The organism is Ancylobacter sp. GW821-FHT10E12 (assembly GCF_058809335.1).
Window position 1 is genome coordinate 34,823 of sequence record NZ_JBXASN010000006.1, and the last position, 19,831, is coordinate 54,653.

General features: G+C 60.9%; 18 protein-coding genes and 2 pseudogenes. 10 read left to right on the forward strand and 10 right to left on the reverse strand.

The window, feature by feature from the left end; translation table 11 throughout:
- Positions 1-31: 31 nt before the first annotated feature.
- Both AC1RU4_RS09420 and AC1RU4_RS09425 read left to right on the forward strand, forming a co-directional pair.
- Positions 32-988, forward strand: a complete 957-nt coding sequence (locus AC1RU4_RS09420) for a CobW family GTP-binding protein (RefSeq protein WP_492890814.1) — start codon at positions 32-34, stop codon at positions 986-988.
- A gap of 99 nt (positions 989-1,087) precedes the next feature.
- On the forward strand, positions 1,088-2,434 hold the full coding sequence (locus tag AC1RU4_RS09425) for an amidohydrolase family protein (RefSeq protein WP_492890815.1): 1,347 nt from the start codon (positions 1,088-1,090) through the stop codon (positions 2,432-2,434).
- A 98-nt stretch (positions 2,435-2,532) separates the two neighbouring features.
- Here the strand turns inward: AC1RU4_RS09425 and AC1RU4_RS09430 are convergent, their stop codons facing one another.
- Positions 2,533-3,312 (reverse strand): GntR family transcriptional regulator, encoded by a 780-nt coding sequence (locus AC1RU4_RS09430; protein WP_492890816.1) that lies wholly within the window; start codon positions 3,310-3,312, stop codon positions 2,533-2,535.
- A gap of 220 nt (positions 3,313-3,532) precedes the next feature.
- A complete protein-coding gene (locus AC1RU4_RS09435; RefSeq protein ID WP_492890817.1) occupies positions 3,533-4,834 on the reverse strand; it encodes a tyrosine-type recombinase/integrase in 1,302 nt (433 codons plus the stop codon).
- A gap of 535 nt (positions 4,835-5,369) precedes the next feature.
- On the opposite strand from AC1RU4_RS09435, the gene AC1RU4_RS09440 reads away from it, so the two are divergent.
- From AC1RU4_RS09440 to AC1RU4_RS09455, 4 genes and pseudogenes are all read left to right on the forward strand, one after another.
- Complete coding sequence (locus AC1RU4_RS09440) at positions 5,370-5,600, forward strand: hypothetical protein (RefSeq protein ID WP_492890818.1); 231 nt, start codon at positions 5,370-5,372, stop codon at positions 5,598-5,600.
- Positions 5,600-5,878 carry an IS3 family transposase gene (locus AC1RU4_RS09445; protein ID WP_492890819.1) on the forward strand — a complete coding sequence of 93 codons (279 nt, stop codon included), beginning with the start codon at positions 5,600-5,602 and terminating at the stop codon, positions 5,876-5,878. Before AC1RU4_RS09440 ends, AC1RU4_RS09445 begins: the two co-directional genes overlap by 1 nt.
- The gene (locus AC1RU4_RS09450) at positions 5,841-6,395 is read left to right on the forward strand and encodes a transposase (protein ID WP_492890820.1); all 555 of its coding nucleotides are present in this window, start codon (positions 5,841-5,843) and stop codon (positions 6,393-6,395) included. Before AC1RU4_RS09445 ends, AC1RU4_RS09450 begins: the two co-directional genes overlap by 38 nt.
- Before the next feature lie 33 nt (positions 6,396-6,428).
- A pseudogene (locus AC1RU4_RS09455) lies at positions 6,429-6,530 on the forward strand (IS5/IS1182 family transposase); the annotation flags it as partial.
- 106 nt (positions 6,531-6,636) lie between these two features.
- Here the strand turns inward: AC1RU4_RS09455 and AC1RU4_RS09460 are convergent.
- The 5 genes and pseudogenes from AC1RU4_RS09460 to AC1RU4_RS09480 form a co-directional block, all read right to left on the reverse strand.
- Positions 6,637-7,893, reverse strand: a pseudogene (locus tag AC1RU4_RS09460) (IS701 family transposase).
- 85 nt (positions 7,894-7,978) lie between these two features.
- Positions 7,979-8,962 (reverse strand): aldo/keto reductase, encoded by a 984-nt coding sequence (locus tag AC1RU4_RS09465; RefSeq protein ID WP_492890821.1) that lies wholly within the window; start codon positions 8,960-8,962, stop codon positions 7,979-7,981.
- Positions 8,963-9,111: 149 nt separating this feature from the next.
- Positions 9,112-10,077, reverse strand: a complete 966-nt coding sequence (locus tag AC1RU4_RS09470; protein WP_492890822.1) for a Bug family tripartite tricarboxylate transporter substrate binding protein — start codon at positions 10,075-10,077, stop codon at positions 9,112-9,114.
- A gap of 66 nt (positions 10,078-10,143) precedes the next feature.
- Complete coding sequence (locus tag AC1RU4_RS09475; protein ID WP_492890823.1) at positions 10,144-11,646, reverse strand: tripartite tricarboxylate transporter permease; 1,503 nt, start codon at positions 11,644-11,646, stop codon at positions 10,144-10,146.
- Between the two features lie 3 nt (positions 11,647-11,649).
- Positions 11,650-12,129: a tripartite tricarboxylate transporter TctB family protein gene (locus tag AC1RU4_RS09480; RefSeq protein ID WP_492890824.1), complete on the reverse strand. Its 480-nt coding sequence runs from the start codon at positions 12,127-12,129 to the stop codon at positions 11,650-11,652.
- Between the two features lie 395 nt (positions 12,130-12,524).
- On the opposite strand from AC1RU4_RS09480, the gene AC1RU4_RS09485 reads away from it, so the two are divergent.
- The 4 genes from AC1RU4_RS09485 to AC1RU4_RS09500 are packed head-to-tail and all read left to right on the forward strand — an operon-like array spanning position 12,525 to position 17,290.
- On the forward strand, positions 12,525-13,481 hold the full coding sequence (locus AC1RU4_RS09485; RefSeq protein WP_492890825.1) for a Bug family tripartite tricarboxylate transporter substrate binding protein: 957 nt from the start codon (positions 12,525-12,527) through the stop codon (positions 13,479-13,481).
- A gap of 36 nt (positions 13,482-13,517) precedes the next feature.
- Positions 13,518-14,987 (forward strand): MmgE/PrpD family protein, encoded by a 1,470-nt coding sequence (locus tag AC1RU4_RS09490; RefSeq protein WP_492890826.1) that lies wholly within the window; start codon positions 13,518-13,520, stop codon positions 14,985-14,987.
- Between the two features lie 41 nt (positions 14,988-15,028).
- Positions 15,029-15,817, forward strand: a complete 789-nt coding sequence (locus tag AC1RU4_RS09495) for an SDR family NAD(P)-dependent oxidoreductase (RefSeq protein ID WP_492890827.1) — start codon at positions 15,029-15,031, stop codon at positions 15,815-15,817.
- Between the two features lie 33 nt (positions 15,818-15,850).
- Positions 15,851-17,290, forward strand: coding sequence for an MmgE/PrpD family protein (locus AC1RU4_RS09500; protein WP_492890828.1), 1,440 nt, complete (start codon positions 15,851-15,853; stop codon positions 17,288-17,290).
- A 370-nt stretch (positions 17,291-17,660) separates the two neighbouring features.
- Here AC1RU4_RS09500 and AC1RU4_RS09505 read toward each other — a convergent pair whose 3' ends face one another.
- From AC1RU4_RS09505 to AC1RU4_RS09515, 3 genes are read right to left on the reverse strand one after another with little or no spacing between them, the layout of a single operon-like run.
- On the reverse strand, positions 17,661-18,590 hold the full coding sequence (locus tag AC1RU4_RS09505; protein WP_492890829.1) for an electron transfer flavoprotein subunit alpha/FixB family protein: 930 nt from the start codon (positions 18,588-18,590) through the stop codon (positions 17,661-17,663).
- The gene (locus tag AC1RU4_RS09510; protein ID WP_492890830.1) at positions 18,590-19,351 is read right to left on the reverse strand and encodes an electron transfer flavoprotein subunit beta/FixA family protein; all 762 of its coding nucleotides are present in this window, start codon (positions 19,349-19,351) and stop codon (positions 18,590-18,592) included. The genes AC1RU4_RS09505 and AC1RU4_RS09510 overlap by 1 nt, the downstream gene beginning before the upstream one ends.
- The gene (locus AC1RU4_RS09515) at positions 19,348-19,812 is read right to left on the reverse strand and encodes a MaoC/PaaZ C-terminal domain-containing protein (RefSeq protein ID WP_492890831.1); all 465 of its coding nucleotides are present in this window, start codon (positions 19,810-19,812) and stop codon (positions 19,348-19,350) included. The genes AC1RU4_RS09510 and AC1RU4_RS09515 overlap by 4 nt, the downstream gene beginning before the upstream one ends.
- Between the last annotated feature and the right edge of the window lie 19 nt (positions 19,813-19,831).

Below are 19,831 nucleotides of genomic sequence, written 5' to 3' on the forward strand. Positions count from 1 at the left end.
GCCGACACGTTGTTCTCCCCGGTACCCGGCAATGGATGAGCGCCTGCCCCTCACCGTCGTCACAGGCTTTCTTGGCAGTGGAAAGACGACTCTAATTCGACGTTTCGTAGAAACGATGGATGGTGCCGATACCGGCATAGTCGTAAATGAATTTGGCGAGGCTGGGGTCGATCATCGGCTCTTCGTCCATGCGGTTGAACATGTACGATTGTTAGACGGTGGTTGCGTGTGCTGCGCTCGTCGCGAGGATATTTCCAAGAGCATCCACGAACTCGTACGATTGTCAAAGAATGATGGCCGGTTCACCCGGGCTATTTTGGAAACATCAGGCCTCGCCGACCCAGCTCCCGTAATTGCCACACTGGCGACGGATCCGTGGTTGAAATCCCACGTCCGTCTTGCCTCCGTCGTGGCCGTTGTCGACGCTGTCGCCGGCGTATCAAATCTTCAGCTACGCAGTGAGGCACGACGCCAAGTCGCTCTCGCCGATACGGTGGTTGTAACGAAGAGTGACTTGCGCGCCGCAGCGCCTATGCAGGACGTCACCGATGCGGTGAGTAAGCTTACTCCCGACGCACGCGTCCTCAACGCCCAAGCGGCCGACTTTCAAATCTGCAATGTCTTGGGCGGCACTGAGGAACTTGCCACCTCGATCTCACCATTTGTTGCCGAGGCGACATCCCATGAAGGCACGATTGGCTCATTCACGCTGTTGCTCGATACCGTCGTGGATTGGCCGATCTTTACCATCTGGCTGTCGGCGCTTCTGCATGCGCACGGAGATCGCATTCTGCGGGTAAAAGGGCTTGTTCGAACCACATCATCTCGAGAGCCGCTCGCGATCCATGGTGTTCAGCACATTATGCATCCACCAACCCACATAACGGTTCCCGAAACGAGGCCCTCATTCCTAGTTTTCATAACAAGCGGTATCGCTCGTGGGGAAATCGAAAGAAGCCTGATGCGGATGTCCGTCGCGCAGTTTTAAGACCGCGCGACTCCACAGCGCGGAAGTGAAGGATTCTGCCGATTCACTGCAGTTTAAACTCAACTAAATAGCCGAAATGTATGAGAGGCGGAATTGGCAATGCGAACTCTGATCAAGAATGCGACCGTCTTGACAATGGATCCTCAGCTTGGGGACTTGCAACGCGGGTCGATCCTTATCGAGGACGGACGCATAGCGGAGATTGCTGCGTCGATAGACATGATCGACGCTGATATCATCGACGGTACTGGCCTGATCGCTATACCAGGACTTGTCGACGCGCATCGCCACCTTTGGCAGGGCATGCTGGCACTGATGGCCGCGGACGCCGATCTCGCGACGTACTTCAAGGTCATCGCGGGGAAGTTTGCGCCTATCTTCGAGGTAGAAGATGCACGGTTTTCCAATCTTGTGGGCGCGGCCCAAGCCTTGGACGCTGGTATTACGACGATTTTTGATTGGTCGCACATCCAGCACACGCCGGCACACACAGACGCTCTGATCGATTCACTCAGAGCAAGCGGAATCCGTGCGGTGTTTGGCTACGGATTTCCGAACACGGACCCATCCTGGTCGATGGACAGCAGCCGACCTCTTCCGGACGATGTCCGCCGCATCAGAAGAGATATACTGGCTTCCGACGATACCCTGGTGACTATGGCACTGGCAGTTCGCGGGCCAGAGCAGTCAACCCTCGCCGTGACAGCCCACGATCTCCGGGTTGCGCATGATTTGAATTTGCGGGTGAGCCTGCATGCTGGGAACGGAGCGTTTGGCGTACCTTATCAGTCAATCGAACGCATGCATGAGGCCGGGTTGCTCAGCGACAGTATTCAGTATGTCCACTGCACCTCTTTGACGGATGAAAGTATCCAGCGCATCGCGGACACCGGCGGTACGTTCGTTGCAACGCCGACTGTTGAGATGCAGATGATGTTCGGTTACCCCTCCACCACTCGCTTTCTCGCGAAGGGCGTCCGACCTGGCTTGGGAGCGGACGTTGTGACCTCAACCGACTATGGCCTGTTTGGCCAGATGGCGTGCGCCTTCCAAGCGGCGAGACTGCAAGCGCTGGAGCATGGCACTGTCGACGTCACGGTTCGAGATATTCTCCGTTTCGCAACCATTGATGGAGCGCACTCCATAGGGCTGGGAAGCCGCATAGGTAGCCTTACGCCAGGGAAAAGGGCGGATGTGACTTTGATACGCCCGTCGCCATTAGTCGGCGTTGTCGATCCCGTCGCGACGGTAGTGCTTGGTTCTAACAATAAGTCGGTCGATACGGTCATTGTCGATGGCGTTGTACGCAAGCGAAACGGAGCGCTAACCTTTCTCCGCGAAACCGAGCTGCATGGACAACTTGTCCAACGCCTGGAAGGACTCATTATACGAGCTGAAATTAAAGCCTCAACTCAGGCGCGGCATGCCAATGCTCAACCTAGGTGAGGTTCATCGAGCGTACATGCGGCGGCATCGTGCGCTGCGGCAAATGGACTGCTCCATGTATGGTTAAGTTAGCGATTCCGATAGCCCAATCAAATCAGCTATGCCGTCGATTCTGGCTGGCCACCAAGAGAAATGTCCATTTGTGCCGTCATGCTTTGGGTGAGTGTCTCGGTTACGCGCTTCCGGGCTAAATTGGCATGTGACCTGGCCAAGGCTTCGGCACTCTCAGCATCTTTCGCGCTTATCGCGTCGATCATCTGGCGATGTTCCGCCAGGATCTTTCCAACGTGTGCCTTGTACGCGTCTTCGGACGGATAAGCCTCGTACGTCATCGCCAAGCGGGAAATTCTGAGGTTGCCGGTCAATAGCTGAACATAGAACTGCTCCAGCACGGAATTTCCACAGCAACTGGCTATCGCGGCATGGAAGCGCCAATTGGACTCCAACATCTCTCCAGACTTACCTTGTGAGGCTGCCTCCTCAAACGCCAAACATTCACGGCTTATGCCTTCAAGTTGTTGAGCTGTCCTCCTGATGGCCGCCCAGCGCGTCACAAGGCGCTGGGAAACGTCGAACGCTTCCAAATGCTCCCGGATGTCGTTCCAACCCATTGGGGAGACGCGGGCGCCTCGGTTTGGAAGCAGTTGGACAAGTCCTTCGCCGGCCAAACGAACAAAGGCCTCGCGCACCGGGGTGCGTGAGAGCCCAAGCCGCGATACTACCGTTGCCTCGTCCAAGCCGCTTCCAGGCTCGAGAGCAAGCGATACGATTTCATCACGCAGGGCCCGGTAGGCGAACTCACTGCTTCCGCCCTTTACAATCTTCGGGGCCGCGGATCTGTGGCCAGCGCCCTTGGCTCGTTCTCCCGTCTTCAGCATTGTAGCGTCCAAATTCCGTTCGCTGTTTGTCGTGGAAGAATGGTGCATATACCGTGCATACATAGTTGGCAAGTGCTTAGAAAATGACCATAAGCGGACGTCTTAAGGCTATGTGCGCTATCGGCTGACAGTTGGTTCTGTTTCAGAGAGGTGGGTCAAATCAGCTGTCCATGGATCGGGCTGATTTCCCAATCGGTTGCTAGCTGGGCCTTTTGACATACTATTTTGCGTCATCGTTCTGGGGTTCTGTGGGCCGCAGTTTTCCGGCCAATGCCGCTGCAATTTTCTCGGTCACCCGATCGGCAGCCCGTTTTGAAGGATCGTGCTGAACGTGGGCATAAATGGCAGTTGAGCGATGGGTCGCGTGACCAAGGATTGCCCCCGTCAGTGCCAACGCCTCGCCTGCAGAGACTGCCGTCGATCCCATCGTATGCCGTAACGTGTGGGGCGTTATGCCGGGCAGCACTGCCTTTTCAATCACCTTCGGCCACAGCCGCTTTGTGCCTTGATAATGGCTATCACCGAACTGGGCCGGAAACACGAAGTGAGTTCCGGGGATGCGCTCAACCATTTGAAGGAGTGCAATGGCGGCGGCCCCCAAGGGGCGAACAGACTTTCCCGTTTTACTATCCGCGAGTATGAGCAAACCTTGTTCAAAATCGACCTCTGACCAGCGCAGGCCCGCGATCTCGTCTCGCCGGCATCCCGTCAGCGCCCAAAGGCGAGCGATCGCGATGGCCTTCGGATTTGCTCCCTCGGCCTCCAGGGCGTCAAAGGCCATCCCGAGCTTAGCCACCTCTTCCAACGTCAGGAAACGCTCTCGGCGGTTGTCGGTCTTCCGGACGGAGGCCTTCTCCACTGGGTTCAAGGGCATGATGCCGCGGCGATTCGCAAAACTGAAGACGGCCGACAAATCCCGTACAACCTTTCTCGCAGCGCCATCGCCGCCGCGGACGATGACGCGTTTGCGAGGCCCGGTTTTCTCGTCCCGCGCGGTCTTGCCCGCCGCCACATCGCGGACGAATCTCTCGATTTCGCCAGTTCCAATCTCCGACACTCGCTTGTGGCCGAGCAAGGGCACCACATGATGCCGGAGGCGAGCGAGAGTGTAAGCCTTTGTTCTCTCCTTCATCGGCTCGCCCTGGCGCTGGCCCCGCTGGATGAAGCAGCCCTCTCCCTCATAGAGATCGATGAGCTTGGCCATCGTTATTTCGCGCCGTTTCTTGCTCCGCTCGCTCGCTGGGTCGTCTCCCTTCGCTGCAGCACCAAGGATCGTCTTGGCCTGCTTTCTCGCTTCGTCGACAGTAAGCGTCCCATAACGTCCGACGGTCACGAAGCGACGAGGAGCGGAGCGCCCTCCATCGTCGGCTCGATAACGCACGACGAATGTCTTCGTCCCGCTTGCCTCTACCCGAAGCCCGAACCCTGCCAGCTTGCTGTCCCAAACGTGATATCGGTCACCATTAGGTTGGGCGGCGTCGACCGCCCGTTTGGTCAATAGAACACTCGACGATCGATCCATCTCGGGTCATCCATGTGGACATCGTTCAGAAATGGTGTCCACATGGTGTCCACCGTGATGGAAAAATTCGTACCACGGCAAGCAGCCGAGTATCAATAACAGATTGATTTGTCGACGTTATTTACGATGCGAGGCAACTCAGGAAAACTCGATCAAAGCCATCACACAACCTTGCCAAGGTTGGGGTCGTGGGTTCGAATCCCATCGCCCGCTCCAGTTTTTCCTATGTAAATCAATGATATCCTGAGGCGATGCAGTGCTCGGGAGTGGAGACAACCGCCTCGGTGGGGGCATTGTCTCCAAGTTGTCTCCAGAGAAATCCTGGGAATTGGATGCCTTCGGATACGAACGGCGACGCTCCGTGAGCTGTCGATGCCTCACACCGGAACTCGGATTTGCGAATGCGTTATCTCGGTGGTGATGAAAATGCGCTGCGCTGTTTGGAGCGGGTAGATCTCGCGATCTGCCGCCAACGCGCATAGTGCCGCGTTCAATCGCCAGGTGGCGCAGGAGTTTCTCTCCGGCGAGATGTTGCATGGTCTGGATCCGGAAGTTTGAGGCTGGCACCCTCGATGAAGAGGCTGCCGCCGATACGATCGAAGCCTATGAAGCGCGCATCGCCGCACTTGAGCGGCTTGTCGGCAAGCAGGCTCTCAAGATTGAGTTTCTAAAGGGGGCACTGAAGCAAGGACCCCAGCCGAGAAGAGCGACTACATCCGTCCTCACCGGCCCTGCGGTATCTCCGTCGCAGAAGGATGCCGGCTGATGGGGATCGCGCGCTCGACCTATTATGACAAGCCAGCCATCAGCCTCGACGATACCGCGCTCGTCGAGACGATGGTCTCCATCTCCGACAGATTCGAGGCTTACGGCTACCGCCGCATGCAAGCGGCGCTTCGCCAGCGAGGCCTCGTCGTGAACCACAAGAAGATCAGGCGTCTGATGCGCGAGCACGATCTCCAGCCGCGGCGGCGCAGGCATTATGTGGCGACAACCGACAGCGATCATGCCCTGCCGATCTTCCCGAACCTGGCGAAGACATGATCCTGGACGGGCCGAACCAGCTCTGGGGCGCCGACATCACCTACGTCCGATCACGGGTGGCTTCGTCTACGTCGCGGTGATCCTGGACGCGTGGTCACACAAGGTCGTCGGCTACGCCATAGGCCCGTCGATCAATGTGCACCTGACACTCGCTGCTCTTCGCTCCGCTGTCGAGCAGCGCCGACCTCCGCCGGGCTGCGTGCATCACGGCGACCGTGGATCGCAATACGCCGCCAGCCTCTACCGGCAAGGCTCTGGCCGATCACGGCGCGCTGGCTCGATGGGCCGGCGCGGGAACCCATACGATAATGCCAACGCCGAGAGCTTCATGAAGACCTTGAAAGTCGAGGCCGTCTATCCAATGGCCTACGAGACGTTCGAGGACCTCGCCACCGACCTGCCGCGCTTCATCGATCTGGTCGACAACACAAGCCGACTGCACTCCGCGCTCGGCTATCTCAGCCCGCAGCAGTTCGAGGATCAACACGCCCGGCTCACGGTCAAGACCGCAGCCTGATCTTGTCCAACCGCAGGAGCACTCCACTCTACAAAGCTTAAGGATTGGCATGGCTTTGCCATCCGCTTGGATCGATTTGCCTGCGCATTCTTCTCAGCCATATGCATCGCCGCTGACGTCATTTTCTGGCTCTGAACAATGAGTCCTGAGCTTAGCACTACTTTGGCAGATTGTGGTTGGGAGAGTCTGACGACCGGCATCCGCAATGCGGGCAAGGTCGGTCGGGAGGCAGGGAGAGGGGTCAATGATGGCTTGCCGGATTTGGGGCAGGCTCGGTTGCGGGGGCGGTCCGGCGGTTCTTTTTCCCCCCTCTGGCCTGCTTGAGGCGGCGGGATTGAAGGAAGGCAAGGGCAATCATCGACATCAACGCGTGTCGGTGCAGTCCCTTCCATGACCGGCCCTCGAAGTGGTCGAGGCCCAGTTCTTCCTTGAGTTGCTGGTGGGCCTGCTCGCAGACCCAGCGGGCTTTGATGGCGCCCGCCAATTGCTTGATCGGTGTGTCGGCCGGAAGATTGGACAGGTAGTATTTGCGCTCGCCGGTCGCGCGGTGTTCGCCGACGAGCCACACCTCTTCGCCTGGCAAATGTTGCGCACCCATATCGTGAATACGCTGCGGCGGTCCATCTGCGACAGGAACGCGAACCGCGACAAAGCGGGCGGCGAGCATTCCTTTGGTGCCGCGCCGCCAACTGACCTTGCGCCACGCTGCGGCCTCCAGCGCCGTTTGCGTCGATACCGAGGTGATGTCCGGTATTGCGTTCTTGCGAGGGCGGCCCCGCCCGGCGACGGGAAAGATCATCGTGACATCGGCGGGATAAACTTTCTACTTGAACGGGATCCCAACGGCCCATGCAAGGCCCCTCTCGCTCAAGCCTTGCCGGAAGGGATCGGAAAGGCCATATCCTGAATCGGCAAGGACACAGCCGAAGCGAACGCCTGCAGCGCAGACCCGATCGATCTCAGCCAGCGCGATCTCGGGCTTCGTCCTATAGGAGTGCACATCCTCGGGAATCCCGGCGCGTTCCAAGCGGGCAGCATTGCTCGTCCAACTCTCCGGCAGGAACAGACGCAAACCCACCATGATCGGCACTTCTCGCGATGCCAAGGTGAGCGAAACGAGCGTCTGGCAGTTGGCATTCTTGCCGAGTGCCGATGCATACTGTGGTGCCACACTGACCGAATGACAGCCCTTCTTGGGCAGGGCCGTATCATCGATGATCAACCAGGCCTTCTCGCCTCCGACCTGTCTGTCAGCCTCGGCGGGCAGTGCCGCCTCCAGTGGAGCTTCGTCCCACACGCCGCTGCCGATGAAATGGTGCAACCGGTCGTAGCTGACCTCGCCATCCCGCGCCGCCATCGGCTGCACGCTTTTACGATCACCCGGGCCAACTAGGCCTGCAATGTAGGCTGGACACATCCGGCCCCGCGTCCTGTTCCGCAACGCTAAGACAAACGGCTCAAGCCACCCATCCAGTTCGCTGCACCAGTCCGCTTCCATCACCAGCCTCCAGAAAAGCTGGTTCCCCATGAATCAGGGTTTTGCCTCCTGGGAATCCCCGAAGTCACAATCTGCCAAAGTAGTGCTAGCGGCCAGTCAATTTCATGACGTCCTCCGGATACCTGGCTCCCTTTACCTCGAGGTCTTCGAGTGCGTCATCGATTTCACGCATGTCGTCGTCGCTTAGTGTAACAGAGGTCGATGCGAGATTCTCCTTCAGGCGGTCAGGGCTGCGGGTGCCCGGGATGGGAACGATCCACGGCCTCTGAGCCAACAGCCACGCCAGCGCAATCTGCGCCAGAGTCGCCCGCTTGCGGTCAGCGATCGCGCGGAGACGGTCGACCAGGGCTTGGTTCGCCCGGCGCGCCTCCGGCTCGAACCGCGGAATCCGGTTCCTGAGGTCCCCGCTGTCGAAGGTGGTCACAGCAGTGATCGCGCCTGCCAGGAAGCCCCTGCCCAAGGGACTGAACGGGATGAGCCCCACGCCGAGTTCGGCAAGAAGCGGCAGGACCTCATGCTCCACGTCTCTTGTCCACAGCGAGTATTCATTTTGGAGTGCGGCAACGGGTTGGACGGCATGAGCCCTGCGGATTGTCGCCGCGCCGGCTTCGGACAATCCGAAATGCCTGACCTTTCCTTGCCGGATCAGATCGCCCACAGCGCCGGCCACGTCCTCAATCGGCACATCGGGATCGACCCGGTGCTGATAGAGCAGATCGATGTGGTCTGTCTTCAGCCGTTTCAACATGCCTTCCGCGGCCAGCTTGATATGCGGCGGGCGGCTGTTTAGCCCGTTGCGACGCACGCCCGTGTCTGGATCGATGTTCATTCCGAACTTTGTAGCGACCACCACCTCATGCCGGACTGGGGCTAGCGCCTCTCCCACGATTTCTTCGTTCACGAAGGGACCATAGGCCTCGGCCGTATCGAAAAACGTCACGCCGCAGTCGACCGCCTTCCGTATGAAGATGATGGCCGCCCGTCTGTCGCTGTCCTGCCCGTACCCCATGCAACCGAGGCCGAGCGCCGAAACCTTCAGACCGCTTCGTCCAAGTTCACGCTTTTCCATGTGCTTCTCGTTTGAACAGGGTCTACTCCAAGGCATGACCCGCAGCATTCGGACACCTGCCGGCCGACCGCGTCGCCCATACCAGATGGACGCGGAAAGGCGATGCGAACAGTCCGCGCCCGGCTCCGACTGGGTCGCCGGCGGCCCGATCAGTTGGAGGGCTTGAGTACCTCCAGCACGAGGTCATGCCAGAGGGCAATGTCACTCTTCATCAGCTCGGCGGCTTCTTGTGCATTCGCGTATTTCGGCATGTAACCGACAATCTTGATCCGCCCGATTGCTTGGGGATCGTTGTAGATATCTCGGATAGTGACGTTCAGCTTGTCGATCACGTTCGCAGGCGTCCCCTTGGGCGCCAACAACAGCTGGTATGCCTCCACGGCTGCTCCGCCAAGCCCCGTTTCTCCAATTGTGGGTACCTCGGGGAGCGCTTCGACCCGCTGCTTCCCGAGCACGACAAGCGCGCGCAGCTTGCCCGACGCAATGTATTGCAGAGCCGAAGAAGCCGGCGCCGTGACCCAGATGGGAACCACGCCGCTCAGCACGTCCTGCACCGCCGGGCCATCGCCGGCGTAGGGAATGTGCTGCATCTGTAATCCCGCTTCGCGCTGGAACAGTTCGGCCGACATGTGGGAGGGGCCGCCGAGGCCCGCCGAAGCGAAGGGATACTTGCCAGGACTGGCTTTGATTATTTCGACGAATTGTTTGAAATCATGCGCGGGAAAGGCGTCATCGACGACGATGAGCTGGCTAATAGTCGACAGCTGGCTGACGGGCTGGAAATCCGCGAGTGGATCGTAGGGTTTGGGCTTCTGGATCAGCGGCGCGACGGTGATCGACCCCTGGGTCGCCAGCCACAGGGTGTAGCCGTCTGGGGCAGCGCGAGCGACCGAGCCGCCCGCGATAGCCCCGGTGGCGCCGGGCTTGTTCTCGACTAGAACCCGCTGGCCCAACCTTTTGCTCATCTCGTCGGCGATGGTGCGGGCCAGAAGATCGGTCCCACCTCCCGCACCGAACCCGACCACGATACGGATCGGCTGCGAGGGGTAGTCCTGCGCGCTGACGGGCTGGGCCATCGTCAGCGCGGCGGCAAAAAGGAGTATTCTGTTCAGCATGTTTTTTCCTTCCTCGGTCAGAGACGACGGTTCCCAGATCGAGACGGCGTTCCTGCCAGAAACGGATCAGTCTTCCGAGAACACGATCTCGCGTTTGCGAGCAACTTTCGGATTGGCCAGAAGAACCAGCAGTAATGCGGCGGCGAGCAGCAGGCCCGCGCTGACCGGTCGCGTCGCAAACTCCGTCACATCCCCTTGCGCGATCATCATAGCGCGGCGCAGGTTCTCTTCGAGCATCGGCCCCAGAATGAAGCCGAGGATGAGCGGCGCCGGTTCGAAGCCCAGCCTGTAGAGCAGGTAACCGATCAGCCCGAACGCGGAGATCGACAGGATGTCGTAAGGGTTCTGGTCGATGGAATAGATGCCGATCGATGAGAAGAGGATGATTCCCGGGAAAATGACGTAGTAGGGAATTTGCAGAAGTCTGACCCAAAGACCGACAAGGGGAAGGTTGAGGAGGATGAGCATCACGTTGCCGACCCACATGGACGCGATGATCCCCCAGAACAGGTTCGGCCGGCTTTCCATGACAGACGGGCCGGGCACGATGCCCTGCATGATCATCGCACCAATCATCAGAGCCATCACCGGATTTGACGGGATGCCCAATGTCAGCATCGGAATGAAAGAGGTCTGGGCGCCGGCATTGTTCGCCGCTTCCGGGCCCGCCACACCTTCGATCGCACCATTGCCGAAACGTTTGGGCGTCCGCGACACCTTCTTTTCCATGGCATAGGAGGCAAAGGAAGAAAGCAGCGCCCCGCCACCGGGCAGGATGCCCAGGATCGATCCGATCGCGGTGCCGCGCAGAATGGGAAAGACGGATGCGCGCGCCTCCTCCCGCGAGGGTATCAGGCTCGAAATCGGAGCCGCCTTCGTTTCGCGCTGTCTATGGTCCTGGAGGTTACGGAGAATTTCCGTGATACCGAAGATCCCGACCGAGACCGCCACGAAATCCAGCCCTTCCGAGAATTCCGCAATCCCGAAGGTGAACCGCCCCGCTCCCGTGTAGACGTCCGTTCCGGCGAGACCCAGCAGAAGGCCCAGGACAACCATTGCGATGGCTTTCAGGACGGAGCCGTGCGCCAGCACCACGGCGGCGATCAGTCCGACGACCAGAAGTGAGAAATACTCCCAGGGCCCGAACAGCAGCGCCAGGCTGGTCAACGGTGCCGCAAGCGCCGCGACGACAAGTGTAGCCACGGTGCCGGCCACGAAGGAACCGATGGCCGCGATGGCCAGCGCCGCTCCGGCCCGTCCGTCGCGCGCCATGCGGTGGCCATCGATCGCCGTCACCGCCGCCGATGATTCACCCGGAACATTCAGCAAAATGGCCGTGGTCGATCCGCCGTACTGCGCACCGTAGTAGATGCCCGCCAGCATGATAATCGCCCCCTCGGGGGGCAGCGAGAACGTCGCGGGCAGCAGCATCGCGATCGCCGCAGTCGGGCCGACACCCGGCAGGATGCCGACGAGCGTGCCGGCGAGGGCGCCTGCGAAGCAATAGAGAAGGTTGAGTGGAAGCATGGCCGTCGCGAAGCCGAGGCCAAGGTTTGCCAGCAAGTCCATGGGCTACATCCCGCTCCCGTCGATGCCCGTTCGGAGCCATGGGCCGACGAGTGGCATCGACACGCCCAGTCCGAAGGAGAAGATCAGGATGCAGAAGCCGGTCAGCGCGGTCGTCAGGCACAGCGTTCGCAGGATGCCTATCCTGAACCCGGCAAGGCACGAAACGAGACATGTCAGCGCCGCGGACACGACGAGCCCCATCGGAGCGACTGTAAGCGCGAAGACGGCCGGGGCGAGACCGATGAGAATGACCGCCTTCCACGGAACGGGCCCTTCGGCTGCCGGTTGCGGATGCTTCAGGCCGGCGATGATGATCGCGATCCCAAGACCGGCGAGCAGTACGCCCAGCAACAGCGGGAAATAGCCGGGTCCCATCCGCAGCGCTGTTCCAATCTGCAAGCTCCGGGTCGTGTAAAGGCAGGCAAGCAAACCGATGACGAGCATCAGGGCGCCGCCCGTCGCATCCGTGGTTTGATATCTCAACGCACCCTCCGTGTCGTCTTTTCGCGGCCGCAGTTGTCGCGGGTTCAAGCGAATCCACCCTAGTTCAGGAGGCCGCAAACCATATGCCATCGGCTCGGCGGGCGGATCATTTCCCGTCTTCGGCGATGCATGGCCGACCGGGAAGCGGCCAAGAGGCGGGCGCCCCGGCGCGGCCCCGCCGTGCGGATCGTGACCGAAAAGGTACTTAGATAAGGCTGGGGCCGCGCATCGCGAAGGTAGCGCCTGTTGCTCAATGAAACAGACGGGGCGCTTTCGCGGATCGCCCCTTCGCGATGATCTCTGCGGCGCGACCTGGCGACACCTCTCTGGCACAGGTTTTGCGCTCCCTCGCACATAGCCATGGCACCAGTTGCTTAGCTTCATGGGAGGAAACGATGCTAAAGGCTATAATAGCTGCTACAGTATTCGTGTTCGGCGCATTGCCTGCTGCTGCGCAAGATGACTATCCCACGAAACATCCGATCAAGATCGTTGTCGGCTACAATGCCGGTGGCACGACCGACGTTCTGGCCCGGGTCACGGCGGAATATCTCCAGCGCCGGCTGGGGCAGGCGGTTGTCGTCGAGAACAGGCCGGGCGCGGCGGGCGGGATCGCGGCCGAATATGTGGCGCAAGCAAAGCCCGATGGCTACACGCTTTACATGACCGCGCCGGAGGTGACGATATTGCCCGCGATCCGCCAGAATCCGAGATTCCAAACCGGTGACTTCACCTATCTGGTCCGAGCTTTCGCCACACCCACGCTGCTCGTCGTCGGACCGCAATCGCAGTTCTCTACGGTGCCGGAACTGGTCGAATATATGAAAGCCAATCCGGGCAGGGTCAGATACGGAACGCCCGGGATCGGTCAACTCAACCACATGGGCACAGCGCTTTTCATGACCGCTGCCGGAGTGAAGGGCGTCCACGTTCCCTATACGGGCATCGCTCCCGTCTATACCGATCTGCTGGCCGGTAACATCGACTTCGCCATCGGCGCGGTGCCGCCGTTTCCGGAAGCGCTGAAGGTTCTCGGACCAGCCGGCCCGCATCGCCATCCGCTCTACCCGGACCTGCCCACCTTCGAAGAGCTGGGTTACAAGAACTCGACCCATGAAACCTGGTTCGCTTTGGTGGGCCCTCCTGATCTACCCAAACCTATCGCCGATCGGCTTATCGCGGAAATTAGTGCCTTGCTGAAGGATCCGGCCGCGATCGCCAAGTACAAAGAAGCGACCAAACTGGCGCCTGAAGAAAACCCGTTAGCCGGACACGCCTTCAGAGAATGGGCTCTTCAGCAGTACACGAACTGGAAAGCTGTAGCCCAGCGTGAAAAAATTTCTATTCAATAGATCATGCAGTCTGTCTGCGGCATAAGGAGAACTCAAATGCCGAAAACAATCATTGACCAGCTCGCGGAATTTACTGTCAAGAGCCGTTTTGCGTCGCTGCCGGTGTCCGTTACGAGGGAGGCCAAGCGCGTGTTGCTCGATTCAATCGGCTGCGCCGTGGCGGCGACCGAACAGACGAAAGGCCGGGTCGGCATCGAGTATGGCCGGACCATCGGCGGGACGGACGACACGGCGACCATCATGGGCACGGGCGACCGTGTGTCGGTGCTTGCCGCCGCCTTCGCCAACGGCGAACTGATCAATGCATTGGATATGGACTGTGTCGTGCCGCCCGGGCATGTCACGCCCTACGTCCTGCCGGCGGCCCTGGCCGTCGGCGAGTCGCTCGGTTCATCGGGCAAGTCCCTGATCGAAGCAGTGGCCGTTTCACACGAAATGTCCCACCGGCTCGGAAAGGCCATGGATAACCTTCGGGATACGAAGGACGGCAAGAGCGCGCCGCCCAAGGTGTTCGGCTATGCCAGCACGATCTTCGGCGGCACCGCCGCCATCGGCAAGCTCAAGGGCTATTCGAGCGACACGCTGGCCCAGGCGCTCGGCATCGCCGGCTGTATCTCGCCCGTGAACTACCAGATGTGCTGGTATCAGCATCAGCCCTATTCCACGATCAAGTATCTGGTGGGCGGCGTCATGGCGCAGCAAGCGCTGACGGCGGCGCATCTGGGCGAATTCGGCCATCGCGGCGACACCCACATCCTCGACGACAGCGACTGGGGGTATCCGCGTTTCATTGGCACCACGAAATGGGAGTCCGAGTACATCACCAAGGGGCTGGGCACCGACTGGCTGTTCCCGGCCGTCACCTCGTTCAAACCCTATGCGCACTGCCGGATCATGCATGCTTCCTTCGACTGCATCATGGCGCTGGTCGAGGAGAACGGCCTCAGGCCCGAGGAGATCGAGGCGATCAAGGTCTATGTCGAGGGTTTCGCCGAGCAGCCGATCTGGCTCAATCGTAAGATCGAGCATGTCAACGACGCGCAATTCAGCATGGCGCACGGCATCGCCATGGCGGCCCACCGTCCCCGCCACGGGCGCGAGTGGATGGACCCAGAATTGATTTTCAGCTCCTCGGTGATGTCACTCATGGACAAGGTCACGACCGAGGTGCACCCGGATTACGTCAAGCTGCTGAGTTCGCAAGGCGCGAGCCGCCCGGCCTGGGTTGAGATCCGCGCCCGCGGCCAGCACTTCGTCAGCGAGAAGCGCTATCCCAAGGGCAGCCCTTCGCCGGAGGAAGGGACATACATGACCGACGAGGAGCTGATCGCCAAGTTCCGGTTGAATGCCGAGGGCGTGCTTCCTCCCGCCAACATCGACGGAATCATAGAGGCGGCGATGGACCTTGAGAACGTGGTCGACATCAGCACGATCATGCGCCTGACGGGACCCGTTCCCGCCTCCGCAGGCATGTCAGCCCCCGCGGGCATTGCAAGGGTCGGCTGACCGTTGCGATGCCGGGCGGAACATATGAAGGCGGGGACGGTATGAGCGGTATTTTGGGTTCTGGAGCGCGCGGCGAGGAATTGAAGGGCCGGGTCGCGCTGGTGACCGGCGGCGCGCGTGGAATCGGCTTCGGCATCGCCCGCCGCCTCGCCGAGGCGGGGGCGAGTGTCGCGCTGGCCGACGTCGATCCCGCCGCGCTCGGGGTGGCGCAGGCGCAATTGGAATCGGTAGCCGCCGGTCTGCTGACGGTGGCCGGTACGGTGGCCGAGGGAGCGGAGGTGACACGCATGGTGGAGGCGGTGCTTGAGCGCTTCGGCCGCCTCGACATCCTGGTCAACAACGCCGGCGGCAGCGCCGGCACGCCCGTTCGCATAGAGGACGTGACAGAAGAGGACTACCGTAAGGTGGTGGATCAGAACGCGCTCGGAACCTTTCTCTGCATCAAGGCGGCCACGCCGGCGCTGAAGGCCTCGCGCGGGGCGGTGATCAACATCGCCTCGATGGCCGGCCAGATCGGCTGGAGCCATTTTAGCCCGCAATACACCTCGGCCAAGGCGGCGGTTATCGGCATGACGCGCAACCTGGCCAAGCATCTCGGCCCCGATGGCGTTCGGGTCAACGCCATCGCTCCGGGGTTCATCCGCACAGGGCCACGCTTCGACAAGATCTGGGAGGAGACGGACCAAGCCTATGTCATGCGCCAGATTGCGCTGGGCCGCGTCGGCGACCCGTCCGAGTTGGCCGATGTCGCCTTCTTCCTAGCCTCCGATCTCTCGCGCTACGTGACGGGTACGACCATCAACGTGGACGGCGGTTTCCTTGCCGTCTGAGTTGCGCGGCTTTGCGATGGGGAGAAGGGAATCATGCCGACGATCATCGAGATGCTGGCCGAGTTCTCGGTCGCAACCGAGTTCGCCGCCCTGCCGATGCCGGTGGTCGAGGAGACGAAGCGGATTGTCCTCGATTCCATCGGCTGCGCGCTGGCAGCGACGGAGCAGAGCAAGGGCGAGATCGGCATCAGGGTGGGCCTCGCCTTCGGCGGTACCAGCGATGCGGCGACGATCATGGGGACAAAGCATCGTGCCTCGGTCACGGGCGCGGCCTTCGCCAATGCGGAGCTCATCAACACGCTCGACATGGACTGCGTCGTTCCGCCCGGCCATGTCACGCCCTATGTCCTGCCCGGAGCGCTGGCCATGGGGGAATCTCTCGGCTGCTCCGGCCGGGGGCTCATCGAGGCGCTGGCGCTGGCGCATGAGATGAGCCTGCGGATTGGCCGTGCCATGGACAATCTGCGCGACACCAAGGACGGCCAGACGGCGCTGCCCAAGGTTTTTGGATATGCCAGCGCTATCTTCGGCGGCACCGCCGCCATCGGCAGGCTCAAGCGCTATTCATCCGACACTATGGCCCAGGCGCTGGGCATCGCTGGCTGCATCTCGCCTGTGAACCCGCAAGGATCCTGGTTTCAGCGCGCGCCGAGTTCGACGATCAAGTATCTGACCGCAGGCGTCATGGCGCAGCAGGCGCTGACGGCGGCGCATCTGGGTGAATTCGGCCATCGCGGCGACACCCACATCCTCGACGACCGCGACTGGGGCTATCCGCGCTTCATCGGCACCGTGAAGTGGGAGCCCGAGCACATCACCGCGGATCTGGGCCGCGAATGGCTGTTTCCGTCGCTGACCTCCTACAAACCCTACGCCCATTGCCGGATCATGCACGCCTCCTTCGACTGCGTAATAGGCATCGTCGAGGAGAACGGCCTCAGGCCCGAGGAGATCGAGGCGATCAAGGTCTATGTCGAGGGCTTCGCGGAGATGCCGGTCTGGCTCAATCGCGAGATCGCACATGTCTACGACGCGCAGTTCAGTATGGCGCATGGCATCGCCATGGCGGTCCACCGCCCGGGCAGCGGCCGCGACTGGATCGACCCCGACCTCATCTTCAGCGCATCGGTCCTATCGCTCATGGACCGAGTCACGACCGAGGTCCACCCTGATTACGTCAAGCTTCTGACATCTCACGGCGCGAGCCGCCCGGCCCGGGTCGAGATCCGCGCGCGCGGCCAGCGCTTCGTGGCCGAGAAGCGTTATCCTAAGGGCAGTCGTTCGCCCGAGGCGGACACGTTCATGACCACGGCGGAACTCACGGCCAAGTTCCGCCAGAATGCCGCGCGCGTGCTTTCGCCAGATGTCGCCCAGGATCTAATAGGCGCGGTGATGGACCTCGAAAGGGTCCGTGATGTCAGAACGATCATGAGAATGACGGCACAAGCCTGTCCGCCGTCAAAAGATTTGTGAAGGCTGCGTTGTCGCGCAGAAGCAAGCTGCGCACTGTCTCGATTCGCTCCACGAAGGGGCTTTCGCCGGAGCATTGCTCCATACCATGGTGGAGCCGGACTTGTAAGTGATGTATGGACAGGCGGTCTGATCCGGCGCTCGTTCATGGCCGCAAAGTTCGCCTCGGTGGCAAAGCCGGCATCCAGGACATACAAAGTGAGGAGCTTCGCGACCCAGGCGAATTTTCCATTCACCTCGAATGGCCTTCGAGAGGTCGTGACCGAATTGCGGACAGTGTCCTCGATAGCGACATTTCCAGACATCTTAGCGCTTGGCGGCCCTAGGCCGGGGTCGGGAGGATCGTCAGGCGCGGCAGCCGACGATGCAATGTTCAGCCAAGCTTCTTGTTGAGTTCTGGCACGATCTGTAACAGATCGCCCACCAGTCCATAGTCGGCCACCTGGAAGATTGGCGCCTCGTCATCCTTGTTGATCGCGACGATAACCTTCGAGTCCTTCATGCCCGCAAGATGCTGGATCGCCCCCGAGATGCCGACCGCGACATAGAGGTCCGGCGCGACGACCTTGCCAGTCTGGCCGACCTGCCAATCGTTCGGGGCGAATCCCGAATCGACCGCCGCTCGCGAGGCGCCAACAGCCGCGCCGATCTTGTCGGCGAGCGCGGCGATGATCGCGAAGTTCTCCTCCGAACCGACGCCGCGCCCGCCCGATACCACGATCTTCGCGCTCGCGAGCTCAGGCCTATCGGACGGCTGCACATTGTCCTCGATCCAGGACGAGACGCCGGGATCGGCCGGGCCAGTCGCTGTCTCAATCGATGCCGCGGCCTGCGCGCCCGGAGCGGCGAAGCTCGCGCTGCGTACCGTGATCACCTTTTTCGGATCACTCGACTGTACAGTCTGGATCGCATTGCCTGCGTAGATGGGGCGCACGAACGCGTCCGGTCCGACTACGCCGGTGACCTCCGAGATCACCATCACATCGAGCAGCGCCGCGAGCCGGGGCGCCACGTTCCTGCCGGAGGTCGTACCGGGAAAGGCGATATGCTCATAAGGCCCGGCGAGCGACAGCATGAGCGCGCTCAGCGGCTCTGCGAGACGGTGCGCATATTCGGCGCCTTCCACGTGGATCACCTTGGCGACGCCTTCGAGCCTCGCGCTCGCCTCGGCGACCGCGCTGGCATTCTCGCCCGCCACAAGCAGGTGGATGTCGCCACCGATTGCGCGGGCGGCTGTCACCGCCTTGCCGGTCGCCTCGTTCAGATGCGAATTATCGTGTTCTGCAAGGATCAGTACGGCCATCAGATCACTCCCGCTTCGGTCTTCAGCTTCGCGATCAGCTCGTCGACCGAGCCAACCTTCACCCCCGCCTTGCGCGTCGTGGGCTCGGTCGTCTTCACGACCCTGAGCCTAGGCGTCACATCGACGCCGTAGTCGGCCGCCGTCCTCTCCTCGAGCGGCTTCTTCTTCGCCTTCATGATGTTCGGGAGGGAGGCGTAGCGGGGTTCATTCAGGCGCAGGTCCACGGTGACAATCGCCGGCAACGCGACCTTGATTGTCTGACTTCCACCATCGACCTCGCGCATGACGGTGGCGCTCTCGCCTTCGATCCTAACCTGTGAGGCGAAGGTTGCCTGGCCCCAGCCGAGCAACCCGGCGAGCATCTGGCCCGTTGCATTCATATCGTTGTCGATCGCCTGCTTGCCGGCGATCACGAGCATGGGTGCCTCAGCCCCGATTACCGCCTTCAGAATCTTCGCGACCGCGAGGGGTTCGATGTCCTGATTTACGTCATCGCCGGCGTGAACGAGGATCGCCCGATCGGCCCCCATGGCGAGCGCGGCGCGCAGCGTTTCCTGCGCCCGTTCCACGCCGATCGAGACGACCACGACCTCGGTCGCGACGCCCTTTTCCTTAAGCCGGATCGCTTCCTCGACAGCGATCTCGTCGAAGGGATTCATGCTCATCTTCACGTTGGTAAGGTCAACGCCGGAGCCGTCCGTCTTCACGCGCACCTTGACGTTGTAATCGACCACCCGCTTCACGGGCACGAGGATCTTCATGCGACGGGCCTCCGCCGGTAGAGGAATGTGGCGATCATGCTCTGAGCGACTTCGTCCCTCTGGTTGACGAATTCGCGCCGGAACGAGACGGCACCGCGATCGAGCTTCGATGTCTCCTTCTTGCTGAGGACCGTTGAACGCATGTGGATTGTGTCGCCATGCTTGACGGGCTTCATCATCCGCCACTCGTCGATTCCGATGACGGCCAGCAACGTACCTTCGTTCACGCCGCTGGCATACTGCAACCCCGCAGCAACCGCGTAGATCAGCGGTGCATGGGCGACTGGTTCGCCGAACATGGTTGTCTTGCAATACTCGAAGTCGGTATGCACGCCGTTGAAGTCGCCCGAAAGGCAGGCGAAGTTTACGATGTCCGTGCTCGTGATGGTTCGTCTCGGCGTTTCGATGACTTGACCGACGGAAAAATCATCGAAGAATTTACCTCTCGGCTCCCAACCCATTTTTGGCTCCCTGGTCAGA

Excerpts from the sequence above, each read along its gene's own strand:
- AC1RU4_RS09505 (WP_492890829.1), bottom strand. The coding sequence starts at position 18,590 with ATGGCCGTACTGATCCTTGCAGAACACGATAATTCGCATCTGAACGAG.
- AC1RU4_RS09420 (WP_492890814.1), top strand. The coding sequence starts at position 32 with ATGGATGAGCGCCTGCCCCTCACCGTCGTCACAGGCTTTCTTGGCAGT.
- AC1RU4_RS09430 (WP_492890816.1), bottom strand. The coding sequence starts at position 3,312 with ATGCTGAAGACGGGAGAACGAGCCAAGGGCGCTGGCCACAGATCCGCG.
- AC1RU4_RS09490 (WP_492890826.1), top strand. The coding sequence starts at position 13,518 with ATGCCGAAAACAATCATTGACCAGCTCGCGGAATTTACTGTCAAGAGC.
- AC1RU4_RS09425 (WP_492890815.1), top strand. The coding sequence starts at position 1,088 with ATGCGAACTCTGATCAAGAATGCGACCGTCTTGACAATGGATCCTCAG.
- AC1RU4_RS09515 (WP_492890831.1), bottom strand. The coding sequence starts at position 19,812 with ATGGGTTGGGAGCCGAGAGGTAAATTCTTCGATGATTTTTCCGTCGGT.
- AC1RU4_RS09450 (WP_492890820.1), top strand. The coding sequence starts at position 5,841 with ATGCCCTGCCGATCTTCCCGAACCTGGCGAAGACATGATCCTGGACGG.
- AC1RU4_RS09510 (WP_492890830.1), bottom strand. The coding sequence starts at position 19,351 with ATGAAGATCCTCGTGCCCGTGAAGCGGGTGGTCGATTACAACGTCAAG.
- AC1RU4_RS09495 (WP_492890827.1), top strand. The coding sequence starts at position 15,029 with ATGAGCGGTATTTTGGGTTCTGGAGCGCGCGGCGAGGAATTGAAGGGC.
- AC1RU4_RS09465 (WP_492890821.1), bottom strand. The coding sequence starts at position 8,962 with ATGGAAAAGCGTGAACTTGGACGAAGCGGTCTGAAGGTTTCGGCGCTC.
- AC1RU4_RS09435 (WP_492890817.1), bottom strand. The coding sequence starts at position 4,834 with ATGGATCGATCGTCGAGTGTTCTATTGACCAAACGGGCGGTCGACGCC.
- AC1RU4_RS09475 (WP_492890823.1), bottom strand. The coding sequence starts at position 11,646 with ATGGACTTGCTGGCAAACCTTGGCCTCGGCTTCGCGACGGCCATGCTT.
- AC1RU4_RS09470 (WP_492890822.1), bottom strand. The coding sequence starts at position 10,077 with ATGCTGAACAGAATACTCCTTTTTGCCGCCGCGCTGACGATGGCCCAG.
- AC1RU4_RS09440 (WP_492890818.1), top strand. The coding sequence starts at position 5,370 with ATGGTCTGGATCCGGAAGTTTGAGGCTGGCACCCTCGATGAAGAGGCT.
- AC1RU4_RS09485 (WP_492890825.1), top strand. The coding sequence starts at position 12,525 with ATGCTAAAGGCTATAATAGCTGCTACAGTATTCGTGTTCGGCGCATTG.
- AC1RU4_RS09445 (WP_492890819.1), top strand. The coding sequence starts at position 5,600 with ATGGGGATCGCGCGCTCGACCTATTATGACAAGCCAGCCATCAGCCTC.
- AC1RU4_RS09500 (WP_492890828.1), top strand. The coding sequence starts at position 15,851 with ATGCCGACGATCATCGAGATGCTGGCCGAGTTCTCGGTCGCAACCGAG.